The sequence below is a fragment of the Phenylobacterium sp. genome (assembly GCF_046590535.1).
In the GTDB taxonomy this organism is placed as follows: Bacteria; Pseudomonadota; Alphaproteobacteria; order Caulobacterales; family Caulobacteraceae; genus Phenylobacterium.
Window position 1 is genome coordinate 1 of the sequence record NZ_JBKJTG010000221.1, and the last position, 22,118, is coordinate 22,118.

A 22,118-nucleotide genomic window follows, 5' to 3' on the forward strand; every position below is an offset into this window, starting at 1 on the left:
GGCGGGTTGGTCGGGTAGCCCGAACCAGACCTTCCTCCCCCGCAAAGCGGGGAGGGGGACCATTCGCCGTAGAGACTGACGCGGCCGGCGCGAACTCCGCGGAGCCCCACCCCGCTCGCGCGTTCTGCGCCATCCACCCTCCCCATGAAGCGCGGGGATGGGCCGTCTAAGCCTCGTCGTCAGACGTGCGGGCCCGGCGCTCGCTGCGCGCGGTCTGGCGGCGCGCCTCGCGGGCCTTCTGCGCTTCCCAGTAGGCCGCCCCCTCGTCGGGCTTGAACATGGTGCGAGGCGCCCCGTCCTTGTTGGCCACGGCGAAGACATTGCCCTTGGGGTCGTAGAACATGGTGTCGCCGTTGGCCCGGGTCAGGGTCTTGGTGCCGGTCGGTGGCCCCTCCACGAAGGCGTGAGCCTTCTTGATGAACTGGTCGACATTGCGGGCCCCGAAGGCCTCGCCGTTGCGCGCGAAGCTGCGCTGGGCGCTCTCCTCCGCGGAATAGCGGCGGCTGGCCGACCACATGGGCTTGCCGTCCACCAGCTTCACCGGATCGTCGCGGTGGTCGGCCCGCGGCGCCCCGGCCTCGGCCGCCTCGGTCGGGGCAGTATCGGCGGTCTGCGCCATCTGCGTTCCCGCCGCCTGTTTCTGCGCCACGGCGGACGGGCCGTTGTCGCAGGCGCTGAGCAACGCCAAAGCCGCCGATCCCATGAGCGCTGCGGTGAGCGCCGTCTTCAACCCAGCCATCCTCATTCTCCCTGTCATGGCTTCTCTGGAACAAAGAAAGAACAGAGATCGCCGGGTTTGTCGAGTCTCTATGCATGGGGTAAAGCGGCGCCTCCTTCCAGCAAGGGGCGGCAGGCCTTGGACGGCAAGCGGGTTCTCCTGATCGTGGGCGGCGGCATCGCGGCCTACAAGACGCTCGAACTCACCCGGCTGCTGCGCAAGGCCGGCGTCGGCGTGCGCCCAATCCTGACCGCCGCGGGCGCCGAATTCATCACCCCCCTGTCGCTGGCCTCCCTGGCCGAGGACAAGGTTCACCAGGACCTCTTCTCGCTCACCGACGAGGCGGAGATGGGCCATATCGAGCTATCCCGCTCCGCCGACCTGGTGGTGGTCGCCCCGGCCACCGCCGACCTGATGGCCAAGGCGGCCGGCGGTCTGGCCAGCGACCTGGCCTCCACCACCCTGCTGGCCACCGACAAGCGCGTGCTCATGGCGCCGGCCATGAACGTGCGGATGTGGGAGCACGCCGCCACCCGGCGCAACCTCGCCACCCTGCAGGCCGACGGCGTGCTGTTCGTGGGCCCCGACGAGGGCGCCATGGCCTGCGGTGAGTATGGGCCGGGCCGGATGGCTGAACCCGCCGCCATCTTCGAGGCCATCCGCGCGGCCCTGGCCGGTTCCGCGGCTGGCCCGCTGGCCGGCAAGCACGCCTTGGTCACCGCCGGCCCCACAGCCGAGGCCATTGACCCGGTGCGGGTGATCACCAACCGCTCCTCCGGCAAGCAGGGCTACGCGATCGCCGGCGCCCTGGCGGCCCTGGGCGCCCGGGTGACCCTGGTCAGCGGCCCCACGGCTCTGGCCGCGCCTCCCGGGGTCACCCGAATTGATGTGGAGAGCGCCCGCGACATGCTGGCGGCCTGCCAGGCGGCGCTGCCCGCCGACATCGCCGTCTGCGTCGCCGCCGTGGCCGATTGGCGTCCCGAAACCCTGGGCGACCGCAAGATTAAGAAGAGCGACGGCGCGCCCGCGGCCATCGCGCTCACCGAGAACCCCGACATCCTGGCGACGCTGGCCAGGGACCCGCGCCGGCCCCGGCTGGTGATCGGCTTTGCGGCGGAAACCCACGACGTTGAGGCCAACGCCACCGCCAAGCTTGCCCGCAAGGGCTGCGACTGGATCGTCGCCAACGACGTCAGCGTGGCCGGAACCATGGGCGGCGACGACAACGCCGTGGCCATCGTCTCCGCCGGCGGAATCGAGCGATGGGAGCGTATGCCCAAGGCCGAGGTGGCCCGCCGCCTCGCCGCCCGTATCGCTCAGGAGGTCTAGTGGCCCCGACCGTCCCGATCATGCGCCTGCCCCACGCAGAGGGCCTGCCTCTGCCGGCCTATGAGACCTCGGGCGCCGCCGGCATGGACCTGCGCGCCGCGGTGCCGGAAGAAGACCCTCTGGTGCTGCGCCCGGGCGCGCGGTTCCCGGTCCCCACGGGCCTGGCCTTCGCCCTGCCGCAGGGTTTCGAGGGCCAGGTGCGGCCCCGCTCGGGCCTGGCGGCCAAGTCAGGGATCACCTGCCTGAATTCCCCCGGCACCGTGGACGCCGACTACCGCGGCGAGGTGAAGGTGATCCTGGTCAACCTGGGCGCGGAGGACGTCACCATCCGCCGGGGCGACCGCATCGCCCAGCTGGTCATCGCCCCCGTGGTCCAGGCCGTCTGGAGCGAGGTGGAGAGCCTGGACGAAACCGTCCGCGGGCCCGGTGGCTTCGGCTCCACGGGCGGGCGCTGAGGTGAACGAGCCCACCCCGAAGCGGAAAGGCGGCCTCCGTTGGCCCTCCCTGGGCGAGCTAGTGGCGATCCTGGCCGTGGTGATCGCCGGCCTGGGCTACTGGGACAACCGCCGCGACCGGGCCGAAGAACGCGCCCACCTGGCCGAGCTGAAGGCCGGCGCCGCGCCCAGGGCCTTCCTGATGACCGGGACCCCCAGCGAAGGCGGCGGCCGCATCGCGCTCGCCTCCGCCCAGCCCGACCAGGTGATCCAGACCCAGACCCTGCATTTTCCCAGCGCCGTTCGCGCTGAGCCCATTCAAACCACCGGCAACCCGCGCATCGAGCGAGACTGGTTCGCGGGGGGCCTGAAGAAGGCCCTGCGCGACGTGCCGCGCGGCGACGAGGCCAAGGGTCGGGTGCCGGTGGGCGTGGTCACGGTGTTCATCGAGGACGGCAAGACCCGCACCGACCGGGCCATCTATCGCCTGGGCTACGGCCTGCAGGACCGGTTGCTGCGCGGTGACGCCGTGGAGCTGGAAGGCCTGTCCCTGGTCCGCCGCGGCGTCACCGGCGACCTGCAGGCCGCGGTGGACGCCATGTGGCCCAAGCCGGCCCCGCCCGAGGCCACGCGCTGAGCGTCCTGCGGGACCTGGCCATCGAGACCCCGCGGTTTGTGCTGCGGGCGCTGGCGGCATCCGACCGCGACGACCTCTTCGCCCACTTCGCCGACCCGGCGACAGTGGAGCACATGGACATCCAGCCCCTCACCGATCCCGCTCAGGCTGACGCCATCATCGACTGGGCGACCGGCCTTGGTGAGGCGGGGGTCCGCTGGACGATCCGCGACCGGGCCGGCGCCTTCAAGGGCACGGTTGGCTTCAACAGCATCGTCCGCGAGCGCGCGTCCCGGGGCGAGATCGCCTATGACGTGGTCCGGGGCGCACGGCGTCAGGGGGTGATGGCCGAGGTGCTGCCGGCGGTGCTGGAGGCCGGCTTCGGCGCCCTGGGCCTGCATCGCATCGAGGCCATGGTCACGCCGGGCAATGTGGCGTCCACGGCCCTGCTGGCGGCGCACGGGTTCACCTGCGAGGGGACCTTGCGCGATCACGCCTTCTGGAAGGGGCGGTTCTGGGACCAGCAGGTCTACGCCCGCCTCAGCGGTCGCTGAACCCCAGCACGTCCTGCATGTCGTATTCCCCCGCCGCCCGGCCGGCGACCCAGCGGGCGGCCGCCACCCCGCCCCGGGCGAACAGGCCCCGGTCGCGGGCCGAGTGGGCAAGGGTGAGGATCTCGTCCTCGGCGGCGAAGGTCACGCTGTGCTCGCCGACGATGCCGCCGCCGCGCATCACCGAGAAACCGATCTCGCCCACGGGCCTGGCCCCGGTGATCCCGTCGCGGGCGCGCCGCCCCACCTTGCTCAGGTGTGTGCCTCGCCCCGCCGCGGCGGCCTCGCCCAGCATCAGGGCGGCGCCCGAGGGCGCGTCCACCTTGCGCCTGTGGTGGGCCTCGAAGACCTCGATGTCGTAGGCCTCGGCCGGCAGGGCCCGAGCCGCCTGCCGCACAAAGCCCAGCAGCATGTTGACCCCCAGCGACAGGTTGCCGGCCCGCACGATGGCGATCCGCCGGCTGGCCTCCGTGATCGCCGCCAGATGCGCTTCGCCCAGACCCGTGGATCCGACAACCAGGGCCACGCCGCGCTCCGCCGCCTGAGCCGCCAGGGCCGCCGAGGCGTCGGGGGTGGTGAAGTCGATCACTACGTCGGCGCGGGCCAGGGCGTCCTCAAGGCTCACCAGGTCATCGCCAGCCACGCCCGGCCGGTCGAAGCGGGCGGCCAGTTCGAGGCCGTCGGCCGCGCGCACAGCCTCGCACATGGCTTGGCCCATGCGGCCCAGCGCGCCGGCGACGGCGATCCTGATCGGGCCCTGGGACAGCGGGGTCTCTCCGGAGAACGAAGTCAGGCCGTAGTCTCGCGAGCCGGGGCGCCGGGTCAAGCTGCGCCGAAAGGTTGTTTGGACGGCCCGGGCTCTGTAGGTTGCGCCCCTTCTCACCGCCCCCGGAGCGTGACAGCCGAAAGTGGATGCCGGTTTCGGCGCCCGTCACGCTCTCAATTTTTGAAGACAGACCCTTTTCATCCGGTTCAAGCGACTTGAACCGGAAAGGGTCTGGCCGCCTGAAGGACCGCCGCCGCATGAGCGACGCCGAGAAACGCACCTTTACGGACGAGGAAGCCCTCGACTTCCACCGCTATCCCACGCCCGGGAAGATCGCCATCGCCGCGACCAAGCCGATGGCCACCCAGCGGGATCTTTCGCTGGCCTATTCCCCGGGCGTCGCCGTGCCTGTGCTGAAGATCGCCGAGGATCCGGACGCGGCCTACGACTACACCTCCAAGGGCAACCTGGTGGGGGTGATCTCCAACGGCACGGCCATCCTGGGCCTGGGCAACCTGGGCGCCCTGGCCTCGAAGCCGGTGATGGAGGGCAAGGGCGTGCTCTTCAAGCGCTTCGCTGACGTGGACGCCATCGACATCGAGGTCATGGCCACCGATCCCGACGAGATCATCACGGTCATCAAGAACATCGGCGTCACCTTCGGCGGCATCAATCTGGAGGACATCAAGAGCCCGGAGTGCTTCCGCATCGAGACCGAGCTGCAGGAGTTGTTGGACATCCCGGTGTTCCACGACGACCAGCACGGCACCGCGATCATCTGCGCCGCAGGCCTGATCAACGCCTGCCACATCACCGGGCGCGACCTGAAGGACGTCAAGGTGGTGCTGAACGGCCCGGGCGCCGCGGGCATCGCCACCCTCGAGCTGATCAAGGCCATGGGCATCCGGCCCGCCAACGTCATCGCCGTGGACCGCAAGGGCGTGCTCTGGCGCGGCCGCGGCGAGGACATGAACCAGTGGAAATCGGCCCACGCCGTCGACACGCCGCACCGCACGCTGGCCGAGGCCCTGGTGGGCGCCGACGTGTTCATCGGCCTGTCGGTGAAGGGCGCGCTCACCGCTGACCTGGTCAAGGCCATGGCCCCCAAGCCGATCATCTTCGCCATGGCCAATCCGGACCCGGAGATCACCCCGGAGGAGGTCTACACCGTCCGTCCCGACGCCATCGTCGCCACCGGCCGCAGCGACTATCCGAACCAGGTGAACAACGTCCTGGGCTTTCCCTACATCTTCCGTGGCGCGCTGGATGTGCGGGCGCGGCGCGTCAACATGGAGATGAAGATCGCCTGCGCCAATGCGCTGGCCCAGCTCGCCCGGGAGGATGTGCCCGATGAGGTGGCCGCCGCGTATCACGGCCTGCAGCTGAAGTTCGGGCCCGAGTACATCATCCCGACACCCTTCGACCCGCGCCTGATCTGGTACATCCCGCCGTTCGTGGCCCAGGCGGCCATGGACACCGGCGTGGCCCGCAAGCCCATCGAGGACATGGACGTCTATCGGTCCAGCCTCGCCCAGCGTCTCGATCCCACCGCGGCCTTCCTGCAGAAGCTGCAGGGCGCGGTCCTGTCAGGCCCCAAGAAGCGCATCGTCTTCGCCGAGGGCGAGGAACCCAGCGTGATCCGCGCCGCCTACGCCTTCCAGAGCGCCGGCCTGGGCCAGGCCATCCTGGTGGGCCGCGAGGACCTGGTGCACGAGAACATGGCCCTGGTGGGCCTCGACCCCGGCGAGGTGAAGCTGGAGATCATCAACGCGCGGCTGTCGCACTGGAACGAGGCCTTCGTCGACAACCTCTACGCCCGCCTGCAGCGCGAGGGTTACCTGCGCCGCGACATCCAGCGGCTGATCAACCAGGATCGCAACTCCTTCGCCGCCTCCATGGTGGCGCTCGGCCACGCCGACGGCATGGTCACCGGCGTCACCCGGGCCTTCGACCAGGTGCTGGAAGAGGTGCTGCGGGTGATCGACCCGTCGCCGGACGGCCGGGTGATCGGCATGAGCGTGGTGCTGGCCAAGGGCCGGACCCTGTTTATCGCCGACACCAACGTCACCGAGATGCCGGGCGCCCAGGACCTGGTGGAGATCGCCATCGAGGCCGCCCGTGCGGTCCGCACCCTGGGCTACACGCCTCGGGTCGCCTTCATGAGCTATTCGACCTTCGGCAACCCCATGGGCGAGCGCTCCGAGAAGGTCCGCGAGGCCGTGGCCATGCTGGACGAGCTCGAGGTGGACTTCGAGTACGAGGGCGAGATGCCCGCGGAACTGGCCCTGGAGCCTGCCCGGCGCGGCAACTATCCGTTCATGCGCCTCACCGGCCCGGCCAACGTCCTGATCATGCCGGCCATCCACTCCGCCGCCATCTCCACCCAACTCCTGAAGTCCATCGGCGGCGCCACGGTGATCGGGCCGCTGCTGCTGGGCATGGACAAGGCCGTGCAGATCTGTCCGCTGTCAGCCTCGGTCTCCCGGATCCTGCACATGGCCACCGTCTGCGCCTACGACCGCCCGCTGGTGGAGGTCGAGAGCTAGAAGGCGCGCGTTCCTCCCCCCCCAGGGGGAGGGGGACCGCGAAGCGGTGGAGGGGGTTCCAGCCACCGAGCCCGCAAGCGCCCCGCGATCGGCCGCTGGGACAGGACCCCCGACCATGAGTTCCGCCTTTAGCCTCGGCATCGACTTCGGGACGACCAACACGGTGGTGGCCCTGGCCGACGCGCGCGGGCCGGCGCACCTGGTCAATTTCTCCGCGCCCGAGGGCGAGCTGTTCGCCTTCCGCTCTGCGCTATCCTTCCACGCCCCGGCCGAGCATCCACAGGAACGCACCGTGGCCGCGGGCCCCTGGGCGATCGACGCCTATGTCGAGGACCCTGTCGAGACCCGCTTCATCCAGTCGTTCAAGAGTTTCGCGGCCTCGGAGAGCTTCTCGGAGACGCAGATCCTCGGCCGCCGCTACCGCTTCGAGGATCTGCTCTCCGCCTTCCTGCTGAAGCTGCGCGACTATGCAGGCCCCGGGATGGCCGACCTGCCGTCCCGAGTGATCGTCGGCCGGCCGGTGACCTTCGCCGGCGCCGCGCCTAAGGAAGCGTTGGCCCTGGCGCGCTACGAGACCGCCTTCGCGCGGATGGGGTTCTCCGAAATCCTCTATGCCTACGAGCCGGTTGGGGCGGCCTTTTTCTTCGCCCGAGAACTTCACCACGACGCCACGGTGCTGGTGGGGGACTTCGGCGGCGGCACTTCGGACTTCTCGATCATCCGCTTCGAGCGCCAGGCCGGCGAGATCCGCAGCCAGGCTCTGGGACGCTCCGGCGTGGGCGTGGCCGGCGACGCCTTCGACTACCGGATCATCGACCGGCTGGTGTCGCCGGCCCTGGGCAAGGGGTCGAGCTACGAGAGCTTCGGCAAGGTGCTGCCGATCCCCAACCGCTACTATTCGGCCTTCGCCCGCTGGGACCAGCTAGCCCTGATGCGGGCCAGCCGCGACATGCGCGAAATCCGCCGGCTGGTGCGCGACGCCACGGAGCCCGCGAAGATCGCCCGCCTGGTGGAGACCCTGGACGAGAACTACGGCTACCAGCTCTACCGCGCGGTCTCGCGGCTGAAGGAGGCGCTGTCGGCGGACGACCGGGCGCAGTTCCGCTTCGAGGCGGGCTCCATCTCCCTGGTCCGCGACGTGGCGCGCGCTGAGTTCGAGGGCTGGATCGCCCCGGAACTGGCCCGGATCGAGGCCGCGGTGAACGCCGCCCTGGCCGACGCCAACCTGGCGCCCGAGGGGATCGACCGGGTGTTCCTCACCGGCGGCTCGTCCCTGGTGCCGGCGGTCCGCGCGATCTTCCACCGCCGGTTCGAGCCCTCACGGATCGAGACCGGCGCGGAACTGGAATCCATCGCCTCGGGCCTAGCCCTGATGGGCCGTGAACGCGACCTCAGCCGCTGGACGACGCGGGCTTGAGCTACTTCGCCTTCCGCAGGGTCGGGCTCTCCAGATCCAGGTCGGTGACCGCGATCACCTCCAGGTTGGGCAGCTTGGCCTTCAGCGGCGCGGAGAAGGCCTTGGCGTCGCCGACGACGATGACGCTGGCCTGCCCCGGGTCCATCACCCGGCCGGCGAAGCTGCGCACCTCGGCGGCGCTGACCGCCTCGACCTTGTCGGTGTAGCGGCCCACCTCGTCGAGCGGCACGCCATAGACCGCGAACTCGCCCAGGATGTCGGCCAGGCCGCCCGACGTGGCCAGTTGCCGGCCGAAGCCACCCACCAGCACCGACTTGCGCGCCTTCAGCTCGTCGGCGCCGGCGGGCTCGGTGGCCAGCTTGGTCATCTCCGCCTTGATCAGGTCCAGCACCTCGGCGGCCGACTCGTTCTTGGTCTGGGCGCTGGCCCGGAAGGAACCCGTGGTGCGGTTGGCGGCGAGGCTGGCCCGGGCGCCATAGGACAGCCCGCGCTTGATGCGGATCTCCTGGTTCAGGCGGGCGGAATAGCCCCCGCCCAGGACGGTGTTGGCGACGATGCCGGGATAGTAGTCCGGGTCGCTGCGGGCGATGCCGGGGCGCAGCACATTGACTGAGGCCTGGCCGGTGCCGGGCAGGTCGATGGCCACGGCGCGGGGCCGGCCCTGCGGGTTGATGTTAGGCGCCGCGGCCAGGGGCCCGGCCGGGCGGGCCCAGCCCCCGAACGCCCGCTCGGCCAGCGCGAAGCCCTGCTCGGGGGTGATGTCGCCGGTCAGCACCAGCACCGCGTTGTCGGGCCGAAAGCTCGCCCGGTGGATCTGCGACAGGTGCTCGGGCTTCAGGCGGGCGATGGAGGCCGGCGTGCCGCCGGTGGGGTGGCCGAACGCCGTGCCGCCGAACACCACTGGCGCGGCGGCGAAGGCGGCCAGTTGGCCGGGCTCCTGGTAGGCCACCTGCAGGCCGTCCAGGGCCTGCTGGCGCTGCCGCTCCAGCTCCTCGGCGGCGAAGGCAGGGTTCTTGGCCACGTCGGCCATGATCGGCAGGGCGGCGGCCAGCTTGTCGGGCATGGCGTTCAGGGTCACCGACGAGGACTCCAGCCCGGCGCTTGCGTCCAGCGTGGCGCCCAGCGCCTCGATCTGGCTGGCGATCTGCTGGGCGGAGCGGGTCTTGGTGCCCTCGGTGAGCATGCCGGCGGTCATCCCGGCGGCGCCCGCCAGGCCCTGCGGGTCGGCCCAGGCGCCGGTCTTCACGGTGAGGTCGGCGGTGACCAGCGGCAGGTTCGAGGACCTGGCCACGATCACCCGCAGCCCATTGGCCAGCGTGCGCTCGGCGGGTTTCGGCAGCACCGGGCTCACCGGCTCGGCCAGGGGCGGCGGCGCCTGGCGACGAGCCTCGGCGGCCAGGGTGTAGATCGGGCCGGAATAGGTGGCGACCCTCTTCGGCGGCGCCGGGGGTTTCACCTCCGCCTCGCCCTTGGGCCGGTCGGTCTCGGCCCGGTAGCGGACGCTCATCCGGCGGTTCTCGGGCAGGTACTTGGCCGCCACCCGCTGCACGTCGGCGGCGGTCACCGCCTGCAGGTCGGAAAGCTCGCTGTTGGCCTTGGCGGGATCGCCGTCGATCTGCAGGGCGTAGCCCAGGGCGAAGCCGCGGCCGTCGATGGTCTCGCGTTCGCGCAGCTTGGCGGTGACCAGTTCATTCTTCGCCTCGTTCAGTTCGGCGGCGGTGGGCGCGGCGTCGCGCAGGCGCTTCACCTGCGCCAGCAGGGCCGCCTCGCCCTGTTCCAGGGTCTTGCCGCTGGCCATGATGGCGCCCACCACGATCATGCCGGGGTCGGCCGGCAGGTCGGCGCTGGAGAGCGCCTCGGCGGCGATCTGCTGTTCATAGACCAGCGCGTTGTAGAGCCTCGACGACTTGCCGCCTGAGAGGATCGCGTCCAGCACCTTCAGCGCCGGGGAGTCGGGGTGGGACGCCGACGGCCCCTGCCAGGTCAGCGCCACCGCCGGCAGCGGCACGTTGGGGCCATAGCCGTTGAACACCCCGGCCTGCGCCCGCGCGGGCTCCTTCACCGTCACCCGCGGCATCGGCTGGGCGGGCTTGGCGATGGGCGCCATGTACCGGTCGATCCAGCCGTTGAGCTGGGCCTCGTCGAAGTTGCCGACCACGATCAGGGCGGCGTTGTCGGGCCGGTAATAGGCCTGGTGGAAGGCGCGCACGTCATCGATGGTGGCGGCGTCCAGCTCCTCGATGGAGCCGATCCCTGGGCGCTTGTAGGGGTGGGTGGTGTAGCTCGCCTGCGGCAGGTAGAGGGCGAACAGCCGGCCATAGGGCGAGGCCAGCACCCGCTGGCGAAGCTCTTCCTTGACCACGTCGCGCTCCGACTTGAACACCGCCTCGTCCACCACCAGGAAGCCCAGCCGCTGGCTCTCCACCCAGATCAGCCGCTCCAGGTGGTTGGCCGGGACCACCTCGTAGTAGTTGGTGAAGTCGTCGTAGGTGGATGCGTTGTTGAACCCGCCCACGTCCTCGGTCATCCGGTCGATGCTTTCGGACGGCAGGTCCTTGGTGGCCTTGAACATCATGTGTTCGAACAGGTGGGCGAAGCCCGAGCGGCCCTGCGGGTCGTCCTTGGAGCCCACTCCGTACCAGACCTGCACGGAGACATTGGGGGTGGCCCGGTCCAGGGAGGTCAGCACCTTCATGCCGTTGGCCAGGGTGCGTTCCTCGAAGACGATCGACGGGACCTGTGTGGCCGGCTGGGCCTGGGCCAGGGCGGCGCCCGAGAGCGCCGTGGTGGCGAGGAAGACGGCGAGGCCGGCGGCACGGGCGGTGCGGTGCATGAAAGCTTCCCGGTTTGAGGGTCTGGCCGAAGCCTTACCACCCAAACCGGCCCGCGGAAGCTTACGGGGTTGTCATGATGGGCCGCCAATGCTGCGGCCCCGGGCCCGCCGCGCGGCTCAGCTCGACACCCTGACCAGCATCTTGCCGGCGTTGTCGCCGTGCATCAGGCCGATCAGCGCCTGGGGCGCCTGGCTGATCCCTTCGCGGATGGTCTCCTGGTACTTCACCCGCCCGTCCTTCAGCCAGCCGGCCATGTCGCGCTGGAAGTCGCCGTACATGTGCATGAAGTCGGTGCCGACGAAGCCCCGCAGCATCACCCGCGAATAGATGATGTTGGACAGGTTCGACACCGCCGAGCGCCCCGAGTTGTAGCCCGAGATGAACCCGCAGACCGGAATGCGGCCAAGCGTGTTCATGCGCCGCAGCGCCGCCTCCAGGTGGTCGCCGCCCACATTGTCGAAATAGACGTCCAGGCCTTTGGGCGTCGCCGCTTCCAGGGCCCCGCGGATTGGCTGGGTCTTGTAGTTGATCACCGCGTCGAGCCCGACCTCGTCGGACAGCCAGCGGGCCTTCTCGTCGGAGCCGGTGGAGCCCACCACGTAGCAGTCCTTGATCTTGGCGATCTGCGCCGCCACCGAGCCCACCGCCCCGCCGGCGGTGGAGACGAACACCTGCTCGCCGTCCTTCAGCGCGCCGATGTGCAGCAGGCCGCCATAGGCGGTGAAGCCGGTCATCCCCAGGGCGTGCATGTGCACGGTGAGCGGCAGGTCCGGATCGGGGGTGAGCTTGGTCAGGCCCTTGCCGTCGCTGGTGAAATACTCCCGGAAGCCCAGGCGATTGGTGACCAGGTCGCCCACCGCGAAGCCCTCGTGCTTCGACTGGACCACCCGGCCCAGCGCGCCCCCCATCATCGCCTCGTCCAGGGCCTGGCCGGCGGTGAGCCTGGGCCGCATGGCCGGGTCCACGGACATGTAGAGGTTCTGCACCAGCACCTCGCCGTCGCCCGCGTCGGCCACGTCGCGCTCCACCAGGGTGAAGTCGCTCTCCTGCGGCATGCCGGCCGGGCGTCGGGTCAGGTGGATCTCGCGGCTCTTGGGCATGGGGTCTCCGGGGTTGGCGCGAAGCTCGCTCGACCTATCCCGCGTGCGCGCCCCCGCCTCAAGCCTTCACTGAAACGGGTCGCCCCATCTGAGCCGCCGGGCCACCGCGTAGGCTTGCTTGTCGCGGCGCGCGACGAACCGATGTTCCAGGCCGTCGGGGCCGCAGAGCTTGAAGTCGATCCCGGGTTTGCCGGCCCGCGGCTGAGCCAGCACGCGGGGATTGCGCGCGCCCGCCGTCACCTGCGGTCGGGCGGCCACCAGGTAGGCGAACTTCTCGTCCTCGAAGGGGACCTCCGCCTCCTTGGCGATCAGGTGGTCGCGGCTGCGGGGCAGGCGCTGCACGAAGTGGCACCAGTCGGGGGCTGCGAGCGGGCAGGCCGCTTGGTGCGGGCAGGGCGCCAGCACCTGCGCGCCGGTCGCGATCAGCCCGTCGCGAGCCGCCAGGATGCGGCCATAGCCTGCCGGGGTGCCGGGCTCCACCAGCACGAGCACGCCCGCGCAGGCGGCCCACAACTCCGCCACCAGCGCCGCCTGCCGGGCGGGCGCGATCTCGGCCAGGGCGTAGCTCGCCAGCACCAGGTCGGCGGGGGACCAGGGCCCGCCGGCGGTCATATCCACCCGCCGGCCCTGCGCCGCCGCCAGCGCCGCGGGGCCGCCCGCCGCCAGCCGCCCGGCCAGCTCAAGGAACGGCGCATTGGCGTCGAGCCAGGTTACCTGGGCGACGCCCGGCCAGGCCTCCAGGGCCGCCCAACTGCCGCCGCCGGGGCCGGAACCGGCGTCCAGCAGGCTGGTTGGCGCGAATCCGGGCGCGATGCGCGCCGTTTCGGCGAACACCGCCGCCGTCGCGGCATAGGTGGCCGGCAGCCTGGCCAGGGCGTAGGCCAGGGCGTCGTCCCGGCACAGAATGGCCCTTTCGGATGTGTCTGCGGCTCGATAGGCCTGCGATGTCCTGGCCGCGCGGACCGCCAGGTCCTTGCGCGATACGCCCTCAAGCTCGCGCCCGATGGCGGCGCCCAGGACCGCGGGCAGCTCCGGCGACACGTCAGGCCAGGGCTTGAGCGCGGGCCTTCACCAGGGCGATGATCACCGACGGATCTCTCAGGCCCGTGGTGTCGCCGAGGTTGGCGGCATCGCCCTCGGCGATCTGGCGCAGCATCGGCCGCACCACCTCGCCCGAAGGCGTCCGCGGCAGGTCGGCGGCGAACTGCACCACCTCGGGCACGGCGTGGGCGCCCAGCTCGCGGCGAATGAAGCCCTTCAGGTCGGCGGCCAGCACGTCGGTCACCGAGACGTCCTCGTGCGCCCGGACGTAGCACCAGACCGCCTCGCCCTTGGTGGTGTGCGCCACGCCCACCACCACCGCCTCGGCCACCGCCTCGTGACGGGCGAGCGTCGCCTCGATCTCCCCCGCCGACAGCCGCTGGCCGCCGCTGACGATGGCGTCGTCGCCCCGCCGCGCGCCGCGGTTCTTCACCAGGTCGTCCACCACTGACGGGTCGGCGAGGGTGGATGTGTCGCCCAGGTTGGAAAGGTCGTCCTCGGCAATCTTGCGCAGGATGCGGCGCATGATCTTGCCGGACCGGGTCTTCGGCAGGCTTGGCGCGAACTGCAACACGTCGGGCGCGGCGAAGTGCCCGATATCGCGCCGCACCTGGCCCCGCAGATCCGCGTGTAGGGCGTCGGTGGCGGCGACGCCGACCTTCAGCGTCACGAAGCCATAGATGCCCTGGCCCTTGATGTGGTGCGGGAAGCCCACCACGGCGGCCTCGGCCACTGCCTCGTGGCCCACCAGGGCGCTCTCGATCTCGGCGGTGCCCAGCCGGTGGCCGGAGACGTTGATCACGTCGTCCACCCGCCCGGTGATCCAGTAGTAGCCGTCGGAGTCGCGGCGCGCGCCGTCGCCGGTGAAGTACTTGCCGGGATAGGTGGTGAAATAGGTGGAGATGAACCGCTCGTGGTCGCCATAGACCGTGCGCATCTGGCCGGGCCAGCTATCGGTGATGCACAGGTTGCCGCTCACCGCGCCCTCCAGCACTTCGCCTTCGGCGTCCACCAGTTGCGGCCAGATTCCCGGCAGCGGCTTGGCGCAGGACCCGGGCTTCAGGGGCGTGGCCCCCGGCAGCGGGCTCATCAGGCAGGCGCCCGTCTCGGTCTGCCACCAGGTGTCGACGATCGGGCAGCGGCCCCAGCCCACCACCCGGTGGTACCACTGCCAGGCCTCCGGATTGATCGGCTCGCCCACCGTGCCCAGCAGGCGGATGGACTCTCGGTTGGTGCGCAGCACGGGCGCGTCGCCCTCACGCATCAGGGCGCGGATGGCGGTGGGGGCGGTGTAGAAAATCTCCACCTGGTGCTTGTCGACCACCTCCCAGAAGCGCGAGCTGGTGGGATAGTTGGGCACCCCCTCGAACATCACCGTGGTGGCCGCGTTGGCGAGCGGCCCATAGACCACGTAGGAGTGGCCGGTGACCCAGCCGATGTCGGCGGTGCACCAGAAGATCTCGCCCGGCCGGTAGTCGAACACCAGCTCATGGGTGTGCGCCGCCCAGGCCAGGTAACCGCCGGTGGTGTGCAGCACCCCCTTGGGCTTCCCCGTCGAGCCGGAGGTGTAGAGGATGAACAGCGGATCCTCTGCGTTCATCGGCTCCGGGTCGCATTCCGCCGACACCTGGGATTTCAGGTCGCCGTAGAAGGCGTCGCGGCCGGCCTTCATCGGCACATCGGCCCGCGTGCGCCGCACCACGATGACGTCGGTGACGCCGGGGCACGACTTCAGCGCCTCGTCGACGTTCAGCTTCAGGGGCACGATCTTGCCGCCGCGCACGCCCTCGTCTGCAGTGATCACCACCTTGGACTCGCAGTCCTGGATGCGCCCCGCCAGGCTGTCGGGCGAGAAGCCGCCGAACACCACCGAATGCACCGCCCCGATCCGCGCGCAGGCCAGCATGGTGGCCGCGGCCGCCGGAATCATCGGCAGGTAGATGGTCACCCGGTCGCCCTTCTTGACGCCCCTGGCCTTCAGCACGTTGGCCCATCGGCAGACCTCGGCGTGCAGCTCGCGGTAGGTGAACGCGTCATAGACCTCCGGGTCGTCGCTCTCCCAGATCAGCGCCCGCTGGTCGCCGCGCTCAGCCAGATGCCGGTCCAGGCAATTGACCGACACGTTCAGCACGCCGTCGGCGTACCAGCGGATGTGGAAGTCCTTGGCGTCGAAGGAGACGTCCTTCACCTGGGTGAACGGCTTGATCCAGTCGAGGCGCCCGGCGACGCCGGCCCAGTAGCCGTCAGGGTCGGCCTTGGCCTGCGCGCAGGCCGCGTCGTAGCCCGCCGCGTCCATGTGCGCGCGCTCGGCCCACGCCTCGGGAACCGGAAAAATCTCGCCGTCGGCCACCTGCGCACACTCCCTGCATTCGTTCAGGTGTGGAGTAAGCGTAGAGGGCCACCTTGCGCAACACGCCGCATCGGCCACGCTTGCCGCGACTCAGGGGCGCCGCCATCTTCCCCGCGATGGTTCGCAGCGGTGTGATAGTGGCGTTAGCGGCGCTCTCGGCGGCGTTGGGCGGGTGCGGCATGGGCACGCGGGCGGACGCGGCCAAGGGGGTGGAGCGGTTCCTCACCGCCGCCCAGGCCCGCGACCGGATCGGCTTCGAGGCCCGCATCGACCGCGCTGCGCTGCGCCAGGACCTGCGCCGCCAGCTCATCGAGGTGGCCCGCGCCAACGGCGTCGATATCGAGGGCGGCCCGTCAGACGCGGCGCTGGACCGGATGATCGCCCCGGAGGCCTTCCATCTGGTCCGCGCCGAGACCGGCCAGGCTCTGCCCAGCGCCCCCAGCTCGGCGCAGCTGGTGGTGCAGATGAAGGTGCTGGACGGCCGGCGCGTCTGTCTGCGCGACCTGACGGCGGAGGAGCGCTGCCTCCTGACCTTCGCGAAGGGGACCGGCCAGCGCGGCTGGCGGCTGGTGGCCATGCAGGCCACCGACCTGCAGATCCAGGTGGCGGGTCCGCCGCCTCGCTAGCCCGCGGCCCGCGAACGGCCTATGCGGGACGCCTGGACCGAGCGACGAAGGATTCCCGCCCATGCTGCTGCACCTCTCCACCTGGCAGGAGATCGAGGACTACCTGGCGCGCTCCAGGACGGTGGTGATCCCCATCGGCTCCAACGAGCAGCACGGGCCCACCGGCCTCCTGGGCACCGACTGGATGTGCCCGGAGATCATCGCCAACGCGGCGCAGAAAACCGGCGACCTGCTGGTGGCGCCCACCTTCAACATCGGCATGGCCCAGCACCACCTGGGATTCCCGGGCACCATCGCGCTGCGGCCCTCCACCTTCATGGCGGCGATCGGCGACTGGTGCAAAAGCCTCGCCTACCACGGGTTCGAGAAGATCTATTTCCTGAACGGCCACGGCGGCAACGTCGCCACCATCGAGGCGGCCTTCTCCGAGCTCTATGCGGAGGCCAGCTATGCCGGGCGCCCCCGCGGCTTCGCCTGCAAGCTGAAGAACTGGTGGGAGCTGAAGGGCGTGATGGCCATCGCCCAGCGCCAGTTCCCCACCGGCCACGGCAGCCACGCCACGCCGTCGGAGATCGCGGTGACCCAGTGGGCCTATCCCGACGCCATCAAGTCCGCCAACTACGCCCCCCAGGTGGCGCCCACCGGGCCGATCCGCGAGGCGCTGGACTTCCGCGCCCGCTATGCCGACGGCCGGATGGGCTCCGACCCCGGCCAGGCTACCCCGGAGAAGGGCGGCGAGCTGGTCGCCCAGGCCGCGGCCTCGTTGATCGCCGACGTGGCGGAATTCTCGGCGGAGGTTGCGCCCGCCTAGTGTAGCGATTCAGAAATTCGTCTGCGCCTGTGGCGAACGTCAGAACCAGCACACTAGGCGGTGAACACCGCGTCGCCGCGCAGCTCCACGGGCCAGGCGGCCAGGTGGTCCCCCAGGCAGGGGCCGGTGACGCAGGCGCCGTCGAGGGTGAAGAGCGCCCCGTGGCCGGCGCACAGGATGTGGCGGGCGTCCCGGGTCAGGTAGCGGTCGTCCAGGGCGGCCAGCGGCCAGCCCGCATGCGGGCAGCTGTCCACATAGCCCATCACCTTGGCGCCGGTGCGCACCACGAAGCCGGCGAACAGCCGCGCCTCGGCCCGGAACCGGAAGCCCTTTGCGCCCGGATCGGCGATCTCGGCCAGGGTGCAGAGCCTGACCCCGGCCGCGGGCCGTGCGGCGTTGACGGGGTTAAAGCTGGCCAAGGGTGACGCGGAAGGCGCGCACATCGACGCGCTCGAAGAGGCCCGCCTTGGTGTAGGGGTCGGCGGCGTTGAACGCCTTGGCGGCGGTCAGGTCGGCGGCCTCCAGGATGAACATGGAGCCCGCCATGGTCCCGTCCTCGTTGAGGAACGGGCCGGCCAGCTTGATTTCCGCCATGCGGTCGCGGGCCCAGGCGAGGTGCGCCTCGCGGGTGGCCATGCGCAGGTCGAGGGCGGCGGGCTTGTCGATGCAGATCAGGGCAAACGTGGCCATGGGGATTTTCCTCTAACGTTCCTCGCGCAGGGGCCGGGCGAGCAGGCCGGCGATGGCTTCATCGACACCCACCTCTCCAGCCAGGATGGCGGCCACGGCTTCGCAGATGGGCGTGTCGACGCCGAGCTTCGCCGCCAGGGCGCGCACGGCAGGCGCCGACGCCACGCCCTCGGCCACCGAAAGCTTGCCGGCCAGGGCCTCTTCCAGGGTCATGCCGCCGCCCAGGGCCAGGCCGACGCTCATGTTGCGTGACTGGGGGCTGGAGCAGGTCAGCACCAGGTCACCCAGGCCGCAGAGCCCGGCCACCGTCTCGGCCTCGCCGCCCAGCGCTACAGCCAGCCGGGTCATCTCGGCAAAGCCGCGGGTGATCAGGGCGGCGTGGGCGCTGCGGCCCATGCCGCGGCCCTCAACCACGCCGCAGGCGATGGCCAGCACGTTCTTGACCGCTCCGCCGGCCTCGGCGCCGATCATGTCGGTGGCGAAGTAGGGCCTGAAGGTCGGCGTGGCGATGGCTTCGGACAGCAGGCGCGCGCGCTCCTCGTCGGGACAGGCCAGGGTGACCGCGGTGGGCAGGCCGCGGGCCACCTCGCCGGCGAAACTGGGGCCCGACAAAACGGCGGCCGCCGCCTGCGGGATGGTCTCGGCCAGCACCTGCGTCATCAGCTTCAGGGAGCCCTGCTCGACGCCCTTGGCGCACAGCAGGATCTGCAGGCCCTCGCGGACGTGCGGGGCGAAGGCGGTCATGGCGGCGCGCAGGTGCTGGGCCGGCGCCACGGCCAGCACCAGGTCGCTGTCGGCCAGGTCTGCGAAGTCCGAGGTGGCGCGGATGCCGGGCTCAAGCCTTATGCCTGGCAGGAACAGGGGGTTCTCGTGGGCGCTGTTGACACCTTCGACCACCTCGGGCTCCCGGGCCCACAAGGTCGCCTCCAGGCCGGCGCGGGCGCAGACCTGGGCCAGCGCCGTGCCCCAGGCGCCGCCGCCGATGATGCCGGCCCGTTTCATGCCTTGGCTCCCTTGCGCCCGGCCACATGGATGGGGTTGGCCAGCGCCGCGGCTTCGTCCAGCGGCCAGCGCGGCCGGGCGGCGGCGTCCAGTCCGTCGGTGAGGCCCAGCGCCAGGCGCTCGGCGCCGGCCAGGGCGATCATGGCGGCGTTGTCGGTGCAGTAGGCCAGGGCCGGGGCGGTGAACGAGAACCCCCGGGCCGTAGCGATCTCCGTCAGGCGGGCGCGCACGGTGGCGTTGGCCGCCACGCCGCCCGCCACCACGAAGCGCAGGTCCCGGCCTTCGTGCGCGTGGGCATAGGCCTGCATGGCCCGGTCGGTGCGCTCGGCGAGCTGGCGGGCGATGGCGGCCTGGACGGCGCAGGCGAGGTCGCGCTTCTCGGCGTTTGTGGTCAGCCCCTCGGCCAGCCGCGCCGCGGCGGTCTTCAGGCCGGAGAACGAGAAGTCGCAGTCCTTGCGGCCCAGCAGGGCGCGGGGCAGCACGAACCGGTCGGGGTCGCCGCCCTTGGCCAGGTGTTCCAGCGCCGGGCCCCCGGGATAGGGCAGGCCCAGCGTCTTCGCGATCTTGTCGAACGCCTCACCGGCCGCATCGTCGATGGTGGTGCCCAGCCTTCGGCAGGCGCCGATCCCGTCTACCGCAAGCAGCTGGCAGTGCCCGCCGGAAACCAGCAGCAGCAGGAACGGATAGGCCACGTCGGCATCCAGCCGGGCGGAGACCGCATGGCCTTCCAGATGGTTCACGGCGATCAACGGCAGGCCGCGGGCCAGCGCCACCGCCTTGCCGAACGACAGGCCGACCATCACCCCGCCCACCAGGCCGGGGCCGGCGGTGGCCGCCACGCCGGAGAGGTCGGCGTAACCAACACCCGCCTCGCGCAGGGCCTCGCCGGCGATGGCCTCGATGGTCTCTACATGCGCCCGCGCGGCGATCTCCGGCACCACCCCGCCATAGGGGGCGTGGGCGGCGATCTGGCTGCCCACCACCGAGGAGAGCACCGTCACCGCGCCGTCGCCTGACCGGCGCACCACCGCCGCCGCGGTCTCGTCGCAGCTGGTCTCCAGGCCAAGGACGGTGAGTGTGCTGGGGGTCATCCGGTTGCCGGGGGCGGCCTGCTCCTGTAGCAGGCCCTACGCTTGTCCTCCCGAGGTAGACCGACGACCGTGCCCACGCAACCGCCCGTCCGGATCGGCGCCCGCGGCTCCAAGCTGTCCCTCGCCCAGGCCGGCCAGATGCAGCGCCAGATCGCCCAGGCCCTGGGCGCTGACCCCGGCGACGGGGCAGAGGTGGCGCGTGTGGCGCCGTTGACCGTCATCACCACCACCGGCGACCGGGTGCAGGACCGCCGCCTCCTGGAGATCGGCGGCAAGGGCCTGTTCACCAAGGAGATCGAGGACGCCCTGCTGGAGGGACGCATCGACTGCGCCGTCCATTCGCTGAAGGACATGCCCTCGGTGTTGCCGCAGGGCCTGTGCATCGCCGCGATCCCCGAGCGCGAGGACCCCCGCGACGCCTTCCTGAGCCGCGGCGCGGAGCGCCTGGAGGACCTGACCCACGGCGCGGTCCTTGGCACCGCCAGCCTGCGGCGCCAGGCGCAGTCGCTGTTCCGCCGCCCCGACCTGCAGGTGCAACTGCTGCGCGGCAACGTCGACACCCGCCTGGCCAAGCTCGACGCCGGCGAGGCCGACGCCATCATCCTGGCTTACGCGGGCCTGAAGCGCCTGGGGCTGGGGCATCTGCCCATGAGCCTGATCGACCCGAAGCAAGCCCCGCCGGCCCCTGGCCAGGGCGCCCTGGCCATCGAGACCCGCGCCGCCGACCGCGACCTTTCCTGGGTGCTCGCCCTGCGCCACGAGGCCACCATGGTCGCCGTGGCCGCCGAACGCGGCGCGCTCACTGCTCTGGAGGGCTCCTGCCGCACGCCGATCGGGGCGCACGCCTGGTTCGAGGGCGCGGCCCTGCACCTGATCATCGAGGCCCTGTCTCCCGATGGCCGCCAGCGGTTCCGGCATGCAGGCGAGCAGGACGTCACCCGCATGGCCGATCCGGCCGCCTCCGCCCACGACCTGGGCATGTCGCTGGGCCAGGCGATCAAGGGCGAAGCCGGCGACGCCATCGTCCTCTGAGGCCTTTCGGCCACGGTCCTGGGAAGACGCGCGGCCGGCCGCTCGGCGCCATTGATCGCGGGTCTGCGGCCCGTCACGGTTGTTGTCCAAAGTTAAAGGGGTAGGGCGTAGGATCGCCGCATGGCCGTCCGCCGACAAAGGATCTGGATCACCCGCGCCCAGCCCGGCGCGGAGGCGACCGCCGAGCGCGTGCGGGCGCTCGGCCATGACGCGATGGTCTCTCCCCTGCTGCAGGTGCGCAACCTCACGGGCGTCGACATCGACCTGACGGGCGTCGCCGCCCTGGCCTTCACCAGCGCCAACGGCGTCCGGGCCTTCGCCGACGGTTGCGCGGAGCGGGCGATCCGGGTGTTCGCCGTGGGCTCCGCCACCGCCCAGGCCGCCCGCGCCGCGGGGTTTCGCTCGGTGCTGTCCGCCGACGGCGACGTGGATGCGCTGGCCGAAGGCATCGGCCTGCGCCGCAGAGAGCTGAAAGGGGCCGTCCTGCACCCCGGCGCCTCGGAACCGGCGGGCGATTTCGCCGGCGCCCTGCGCAAGCACGGGGTCGAGGCCCGCCACCTGATCCTCTACGAGACCGGCCCCGTGGCGCTCAGCGACGAGCGGACCGAACTGCTGGTCCAGTGCGACGCGGCCCTGCTGCACAGCCCCCGCGCCGCCCAGGTTCTGGCCAAGCTGCTGAAGGTCCGCCCGGCGCCGGGCCTGCGGGCGCTGGGCCTTTCCAAGGCGGTGATCAAGCCCCTCTCGCGCACGGCCATGGGCGGCAAGGCCTATCCGCCGTTCCCCCTCGAAGCCGCCCTGCTCAATCTGATAGACCGCCGGCCATGAGCGTCTCCCCCGATCCCGGCGCCCCGCGCGACCCCGCCGAGTACCGCCCGCGCAACCTGATGGGCCCCAGCTTCTGGGCCTTGATCGCGCTCTGCGTGCTCTGCGTCCTGGCCGGCGCCGGCGTCGCCACCCTCGCGCCGCGCTACCTGGCCAACAAGCCCGCGCCGCGCGCCCAGCCGGCCCCGGTCTCCGAGCTCCCTGCGGGCCAGCCGTTCGCCCAGACCCTCGGCCAGCCCGCCGCCGCGCTCCCGCCCCCGCCGCCCGATGAGATCGACCGCCTCAACGCCCGCATCGCCGCCCTGGAGAGCCAGGAGCGCCGCACCTCGGGCGCAGCCGTAG

The 22,118-nt window shown here is 71.3% G+C and carries 20 protein-coding genes and 1 pseudogene; 11 read left to right on the forward strand and 10 right to left on the reverse strand.

Annotated features, from left to right (window positions below):
- Positions 1–166: 166 nt before the first annotated feature.
- Complete coding sequence (locus ACLL81_RS13445) at positions 167–739, reverse strand: hypothetical protein (protein ID WP_411288864.1); 573 nt, start codon at positions 737–739, stop codon at positions 167–169.
- 117 nt (positions 740–856) lie between these two features.
- Between ACLL81_RS13445 and coaBC the strand changes: the two genes are divergently transcribed.
- Genes coaBC through ACLL81_RS13465 form a run of 4 tightly spaced genes read left to right on the forward strand, consistent with a single transcriptional unit; the run spans position 857 to position 3,651 of the window.
- Positions 857–2,047 (forward strand): bifunctional phosphopantothenoylcysteine decarboxylase/phosphopantothenate--cysteine ligase CoaBC, encoded by a 1,191-nt coding sequence (gene coaBC / locus ACLL81_RS13450; RefSeq protein ID WP_411288865.1) that lies wholly within the window; start codon positions 857–859, stop codon positions 2,045–2,047.
- A gap of 20 nt (positions 2,048–2,067) precedes the next feature.
- Complete coding sequence (gene dut, locus ACLL81_RS13455; protein WP_411288882.1) at positions 2,068–2,502, forward strand: dUTP diphosphatase; 435 nt, start codon at positions 2,068–2,070, stop codon at positions 2,500–2,502.
- Between the two features lies 1 nt (position 2,503).
- A complete protein-coding gene (locus ACLL81_RS13460; protein ID WP_411288866.1) occupies positions 2,504–3,118 on the forward strand; it encodes a hypothetical protein in 615 nt (204 codons plus the stop codon).
- A complete protein-coding gene (locus tag ACLL81_RS13465) occupies positions 3,082–3,651 on the forward strand; it encodes a GNAT family N-acetyltransferase (RefSeq protein ID WP_411288867.1) in 570 nt (189 codons plus the stop codon). The genes ACLL81_RS13460 and ACLL81_RS13465 overlap by 37 nt, the downstream gene beginning before the upstream one ends.
- Here the strand turns inward: ACLL81_RS13465 and dapB are convergent.
- Positions 3,638–4,414 carry a 4-hydroxy-tetrahydrodipicolinate reductase gene (gene dapB, locus ACLL81_RS13470; protein ID WP_411288883.1) on the reverse strand — a complete coding sequence of 259 codons (777 nt, stop codon included), beginning with the start codon at positions 4,412–4,414 and terminating at the stop codon, positions 3,638–3,640. The genes ACLL81_RS13465 and dapB overlap by 14 nt on opposite strands.
- 257 nt (positions 4,415–4,671) lie before the next feature.
- Between dapB and ACLL81_RS13475 the strand changes: the two genes are divergently transcribed.
- Both ACLL81_RS13475 and ACLL81_RS13480 read left to right on the forward strand, forming a co-directional pair.
- On the forward strand, positions 4,672–6,960 hold the full coding sequence (locus ACLL81_RS13475; RefSeq protein WP_411288868.1) for an NADP-dependent malic enzyme: 2,289 nt from the start codon (positions 4,672–4,674) through the stop codon (positions 6,958–6,960).
- Between the two features lie 115 nt (positions 6,961–7,075).
- Positions 7,076–8,377: an Hsp70 family protein gene (locus ACLL81_RS13480; protein ID WP_411288869.1), complete on the forward strand. Its 1,302-nt coding sequence runs from the start codon at positions 7,076–7,078 to the stop codon at positions 8,375–8,377.
- A gap of 1 nt (position 8,378) precedes the next feature.
- Here the strand turns inward: ACLL81_RS13480 and ACLL81_RS13485 are convergent, their stop codons facing one another.
- The 4 genes from ACLL81_RS13485 to acs form a co-directional block, all read right to left on the reverse strand.
- Positions 8,379–11,210, reverse strand: coding sequence for a M16 family metallopeptidase (locus ACLL81_RS13485; protein WP_411288870.1), 2,832 nt, complete (start codon positions 11,208–11,210; stop codon positions 8,379–8,381).
- A 117-nt stretch (positions 11,211–11,327) separates the two neighbouring features.
- On the reverse strand, positions 11,328–12,311 hold the full coding sequence (locus tag ACLL81_RS13490; RefSeq protein WP_411288871.1) for an NADP-dependent oxidoreductase: 984 nt from the start codon (positions 12,309–12,311) through the stop codon (positions 11,328–11,330).
- Between the two features lie 66 nt (positions 12,312–12,377).
- Entirely contained in the window at positions 12,378–13,352 is a 975-nt protein-coding gene (locus ACLL81_RS13495) for a small ribosomal subunit Rsm22 family protein (RefSeq protein WP_411288872.1), read from the reverse strand.
- Position 13,353: 1 nt separating this feature from the next.
- Complete coding sequence (acs, locus tag ACLL81_RS13500; protein WP_411288873.1) at positions 13,354–15,702, reverse strand: acetate--CoA ligase; 2,349 nt, start codon at positions 15,700–15,702, stop codon at positions 13,354–13,356.
- 179 nt (positions 15,703–15,881) lie between these two features.
- Between acs and ACLL81_RS13505 the strand changes: the two genes are divergently transcribed.
- Together ACLL81_RS13505 and ACLL81_RS13510 are read left to right on the forward strand one after the other, a co-directional pair.
- Positions 15,882–16,328 (forward strand): hypothetical protein, encoded by a 447-nt coding sequence (locus ACLL81_RS13505; RefSeq protein WP_411288874.1) that lies wholly within the window; start codon positions 15,882–15,884, stop codon positions 16,326–16,328.
- Between the two features lie 61 nt (positions 16,329–16,389).
- Positions 16,390–17,139 (forward strand): creatininase family protein, encoded by a 750-nt coding sequence (locus ACLL81_RS13510; protein WP_411288875.1) that lies wholly within the window; start codon positions 16,390–16,392, stop codon positions 17,137–17,139.
- A 53-nt stretch (positions 17,140–17,192) separates the two neighbouring features.
- On the opposite strand, the gene ACLL81_RS13515 is transcribed toward ACLL81_RS13510, so the two are convergent.
- Genes ACLL81_RS13515 through tsaD form a run of 4 tightly spaced genes read right to left on the reverse strand, consistent with a single transcriptional unit; the run spans position 17,193 to position 19,922 of the window.
- The gene (locus ACLL81_RS13515) at positions 17,193–17,582 is read right to left on the reverse strand and encodes a Rieske (2Fe-2S) protein (protein WP_411288876.1); all 390 of its coding nucleotides are present in this window, start codon (positions 17,580–17,582) and stop codon (positions 17,193–17,195) included.
- Positions 17,545–17,829, reverse strand: a complete 285-nt coding sequence (locus ACLL81_RS13520; RefSeq protein WP_411288877.1) for a YciI family protein — start codon at positions 17,827–17,829, stop codon at positions 17,545–17,547. Before ACLL81_RS13520 ends, ACLL81_RS13515 begins: the two co-directional genes overlap by 38 nt.
- Positions 17,830–17,841: 12 nt before the next feature.
- Positions 17,842–18,831: an NAD(P)H-dependent glycerol-3-phosphate dehydrogenase gene (locus tag ACLL81_RS13525; protein ID WP_411288878.1), complete on the reverse strand. Its 990-nt coding sequence runs from the start codon at positions 18,829–18,831 to the stop codon at positions 17,842–17,844.
- Positions 18,828–19,922 (reverse strand): tRNA (adenosine(37)-N6)-threonylcarbamoyltransferase complex transferase subunit TsaD, encoded by a 1,095-nt coding sequence (tsaD, locus tag ACLL81_RS13530; protein ID WP_411288879.1) that lies wholly within the window; start codon positions 19,920–19,922, stop codon positions 18,828–18,830. Before tsaD ends, ACLL81_RS13525 begins: the two co-directional genes overlap by 4 nt.
- 69 nt (positions 19,923–19,991) lie before the next feature.
- Here tsaD and hemC point away from each other — a divergent pair, with 69 nt between their 5' ends.
- The 3 genes and pseudogenes from hemC to ACLL81_RS13545 form a co-directional block, all read left to right on the forward strand.
- Positions 19,992–20,954 carry a hydroxymethylbilane synthase gene (gene hemC, locus ACLL81_RS13535; protein ID WP_411288880.1) on the forward strand — a complete coding sequence of 321 codons (963 nt, stop codon included), beginning with the start codon at positions 19,992–19,994 and terminating at the stop codon, positions 20,952–20,954.
- A 120-nt stretch (positions 20,955–21,074) separates the two neighbouring features.
- A complete protein-coding gene (locus ACLL81_RS13540) occupies positions 21,075–21,779 on the forward strand; it encodes a uroporphyrinogen-III synthase (protein WP_411288881.1) in 705 nt (234 codons plus the stop codon).
- Positions 21,776–22,118, forward strand: a pseudogene (locus tag ACLL81_RS13545) (hypothetical protein); the annotation flags it as partial. The gene ACLL81_RS13540 and the pseudogene ACLL81_RS13545, both read left to right, overlap by 4 nt.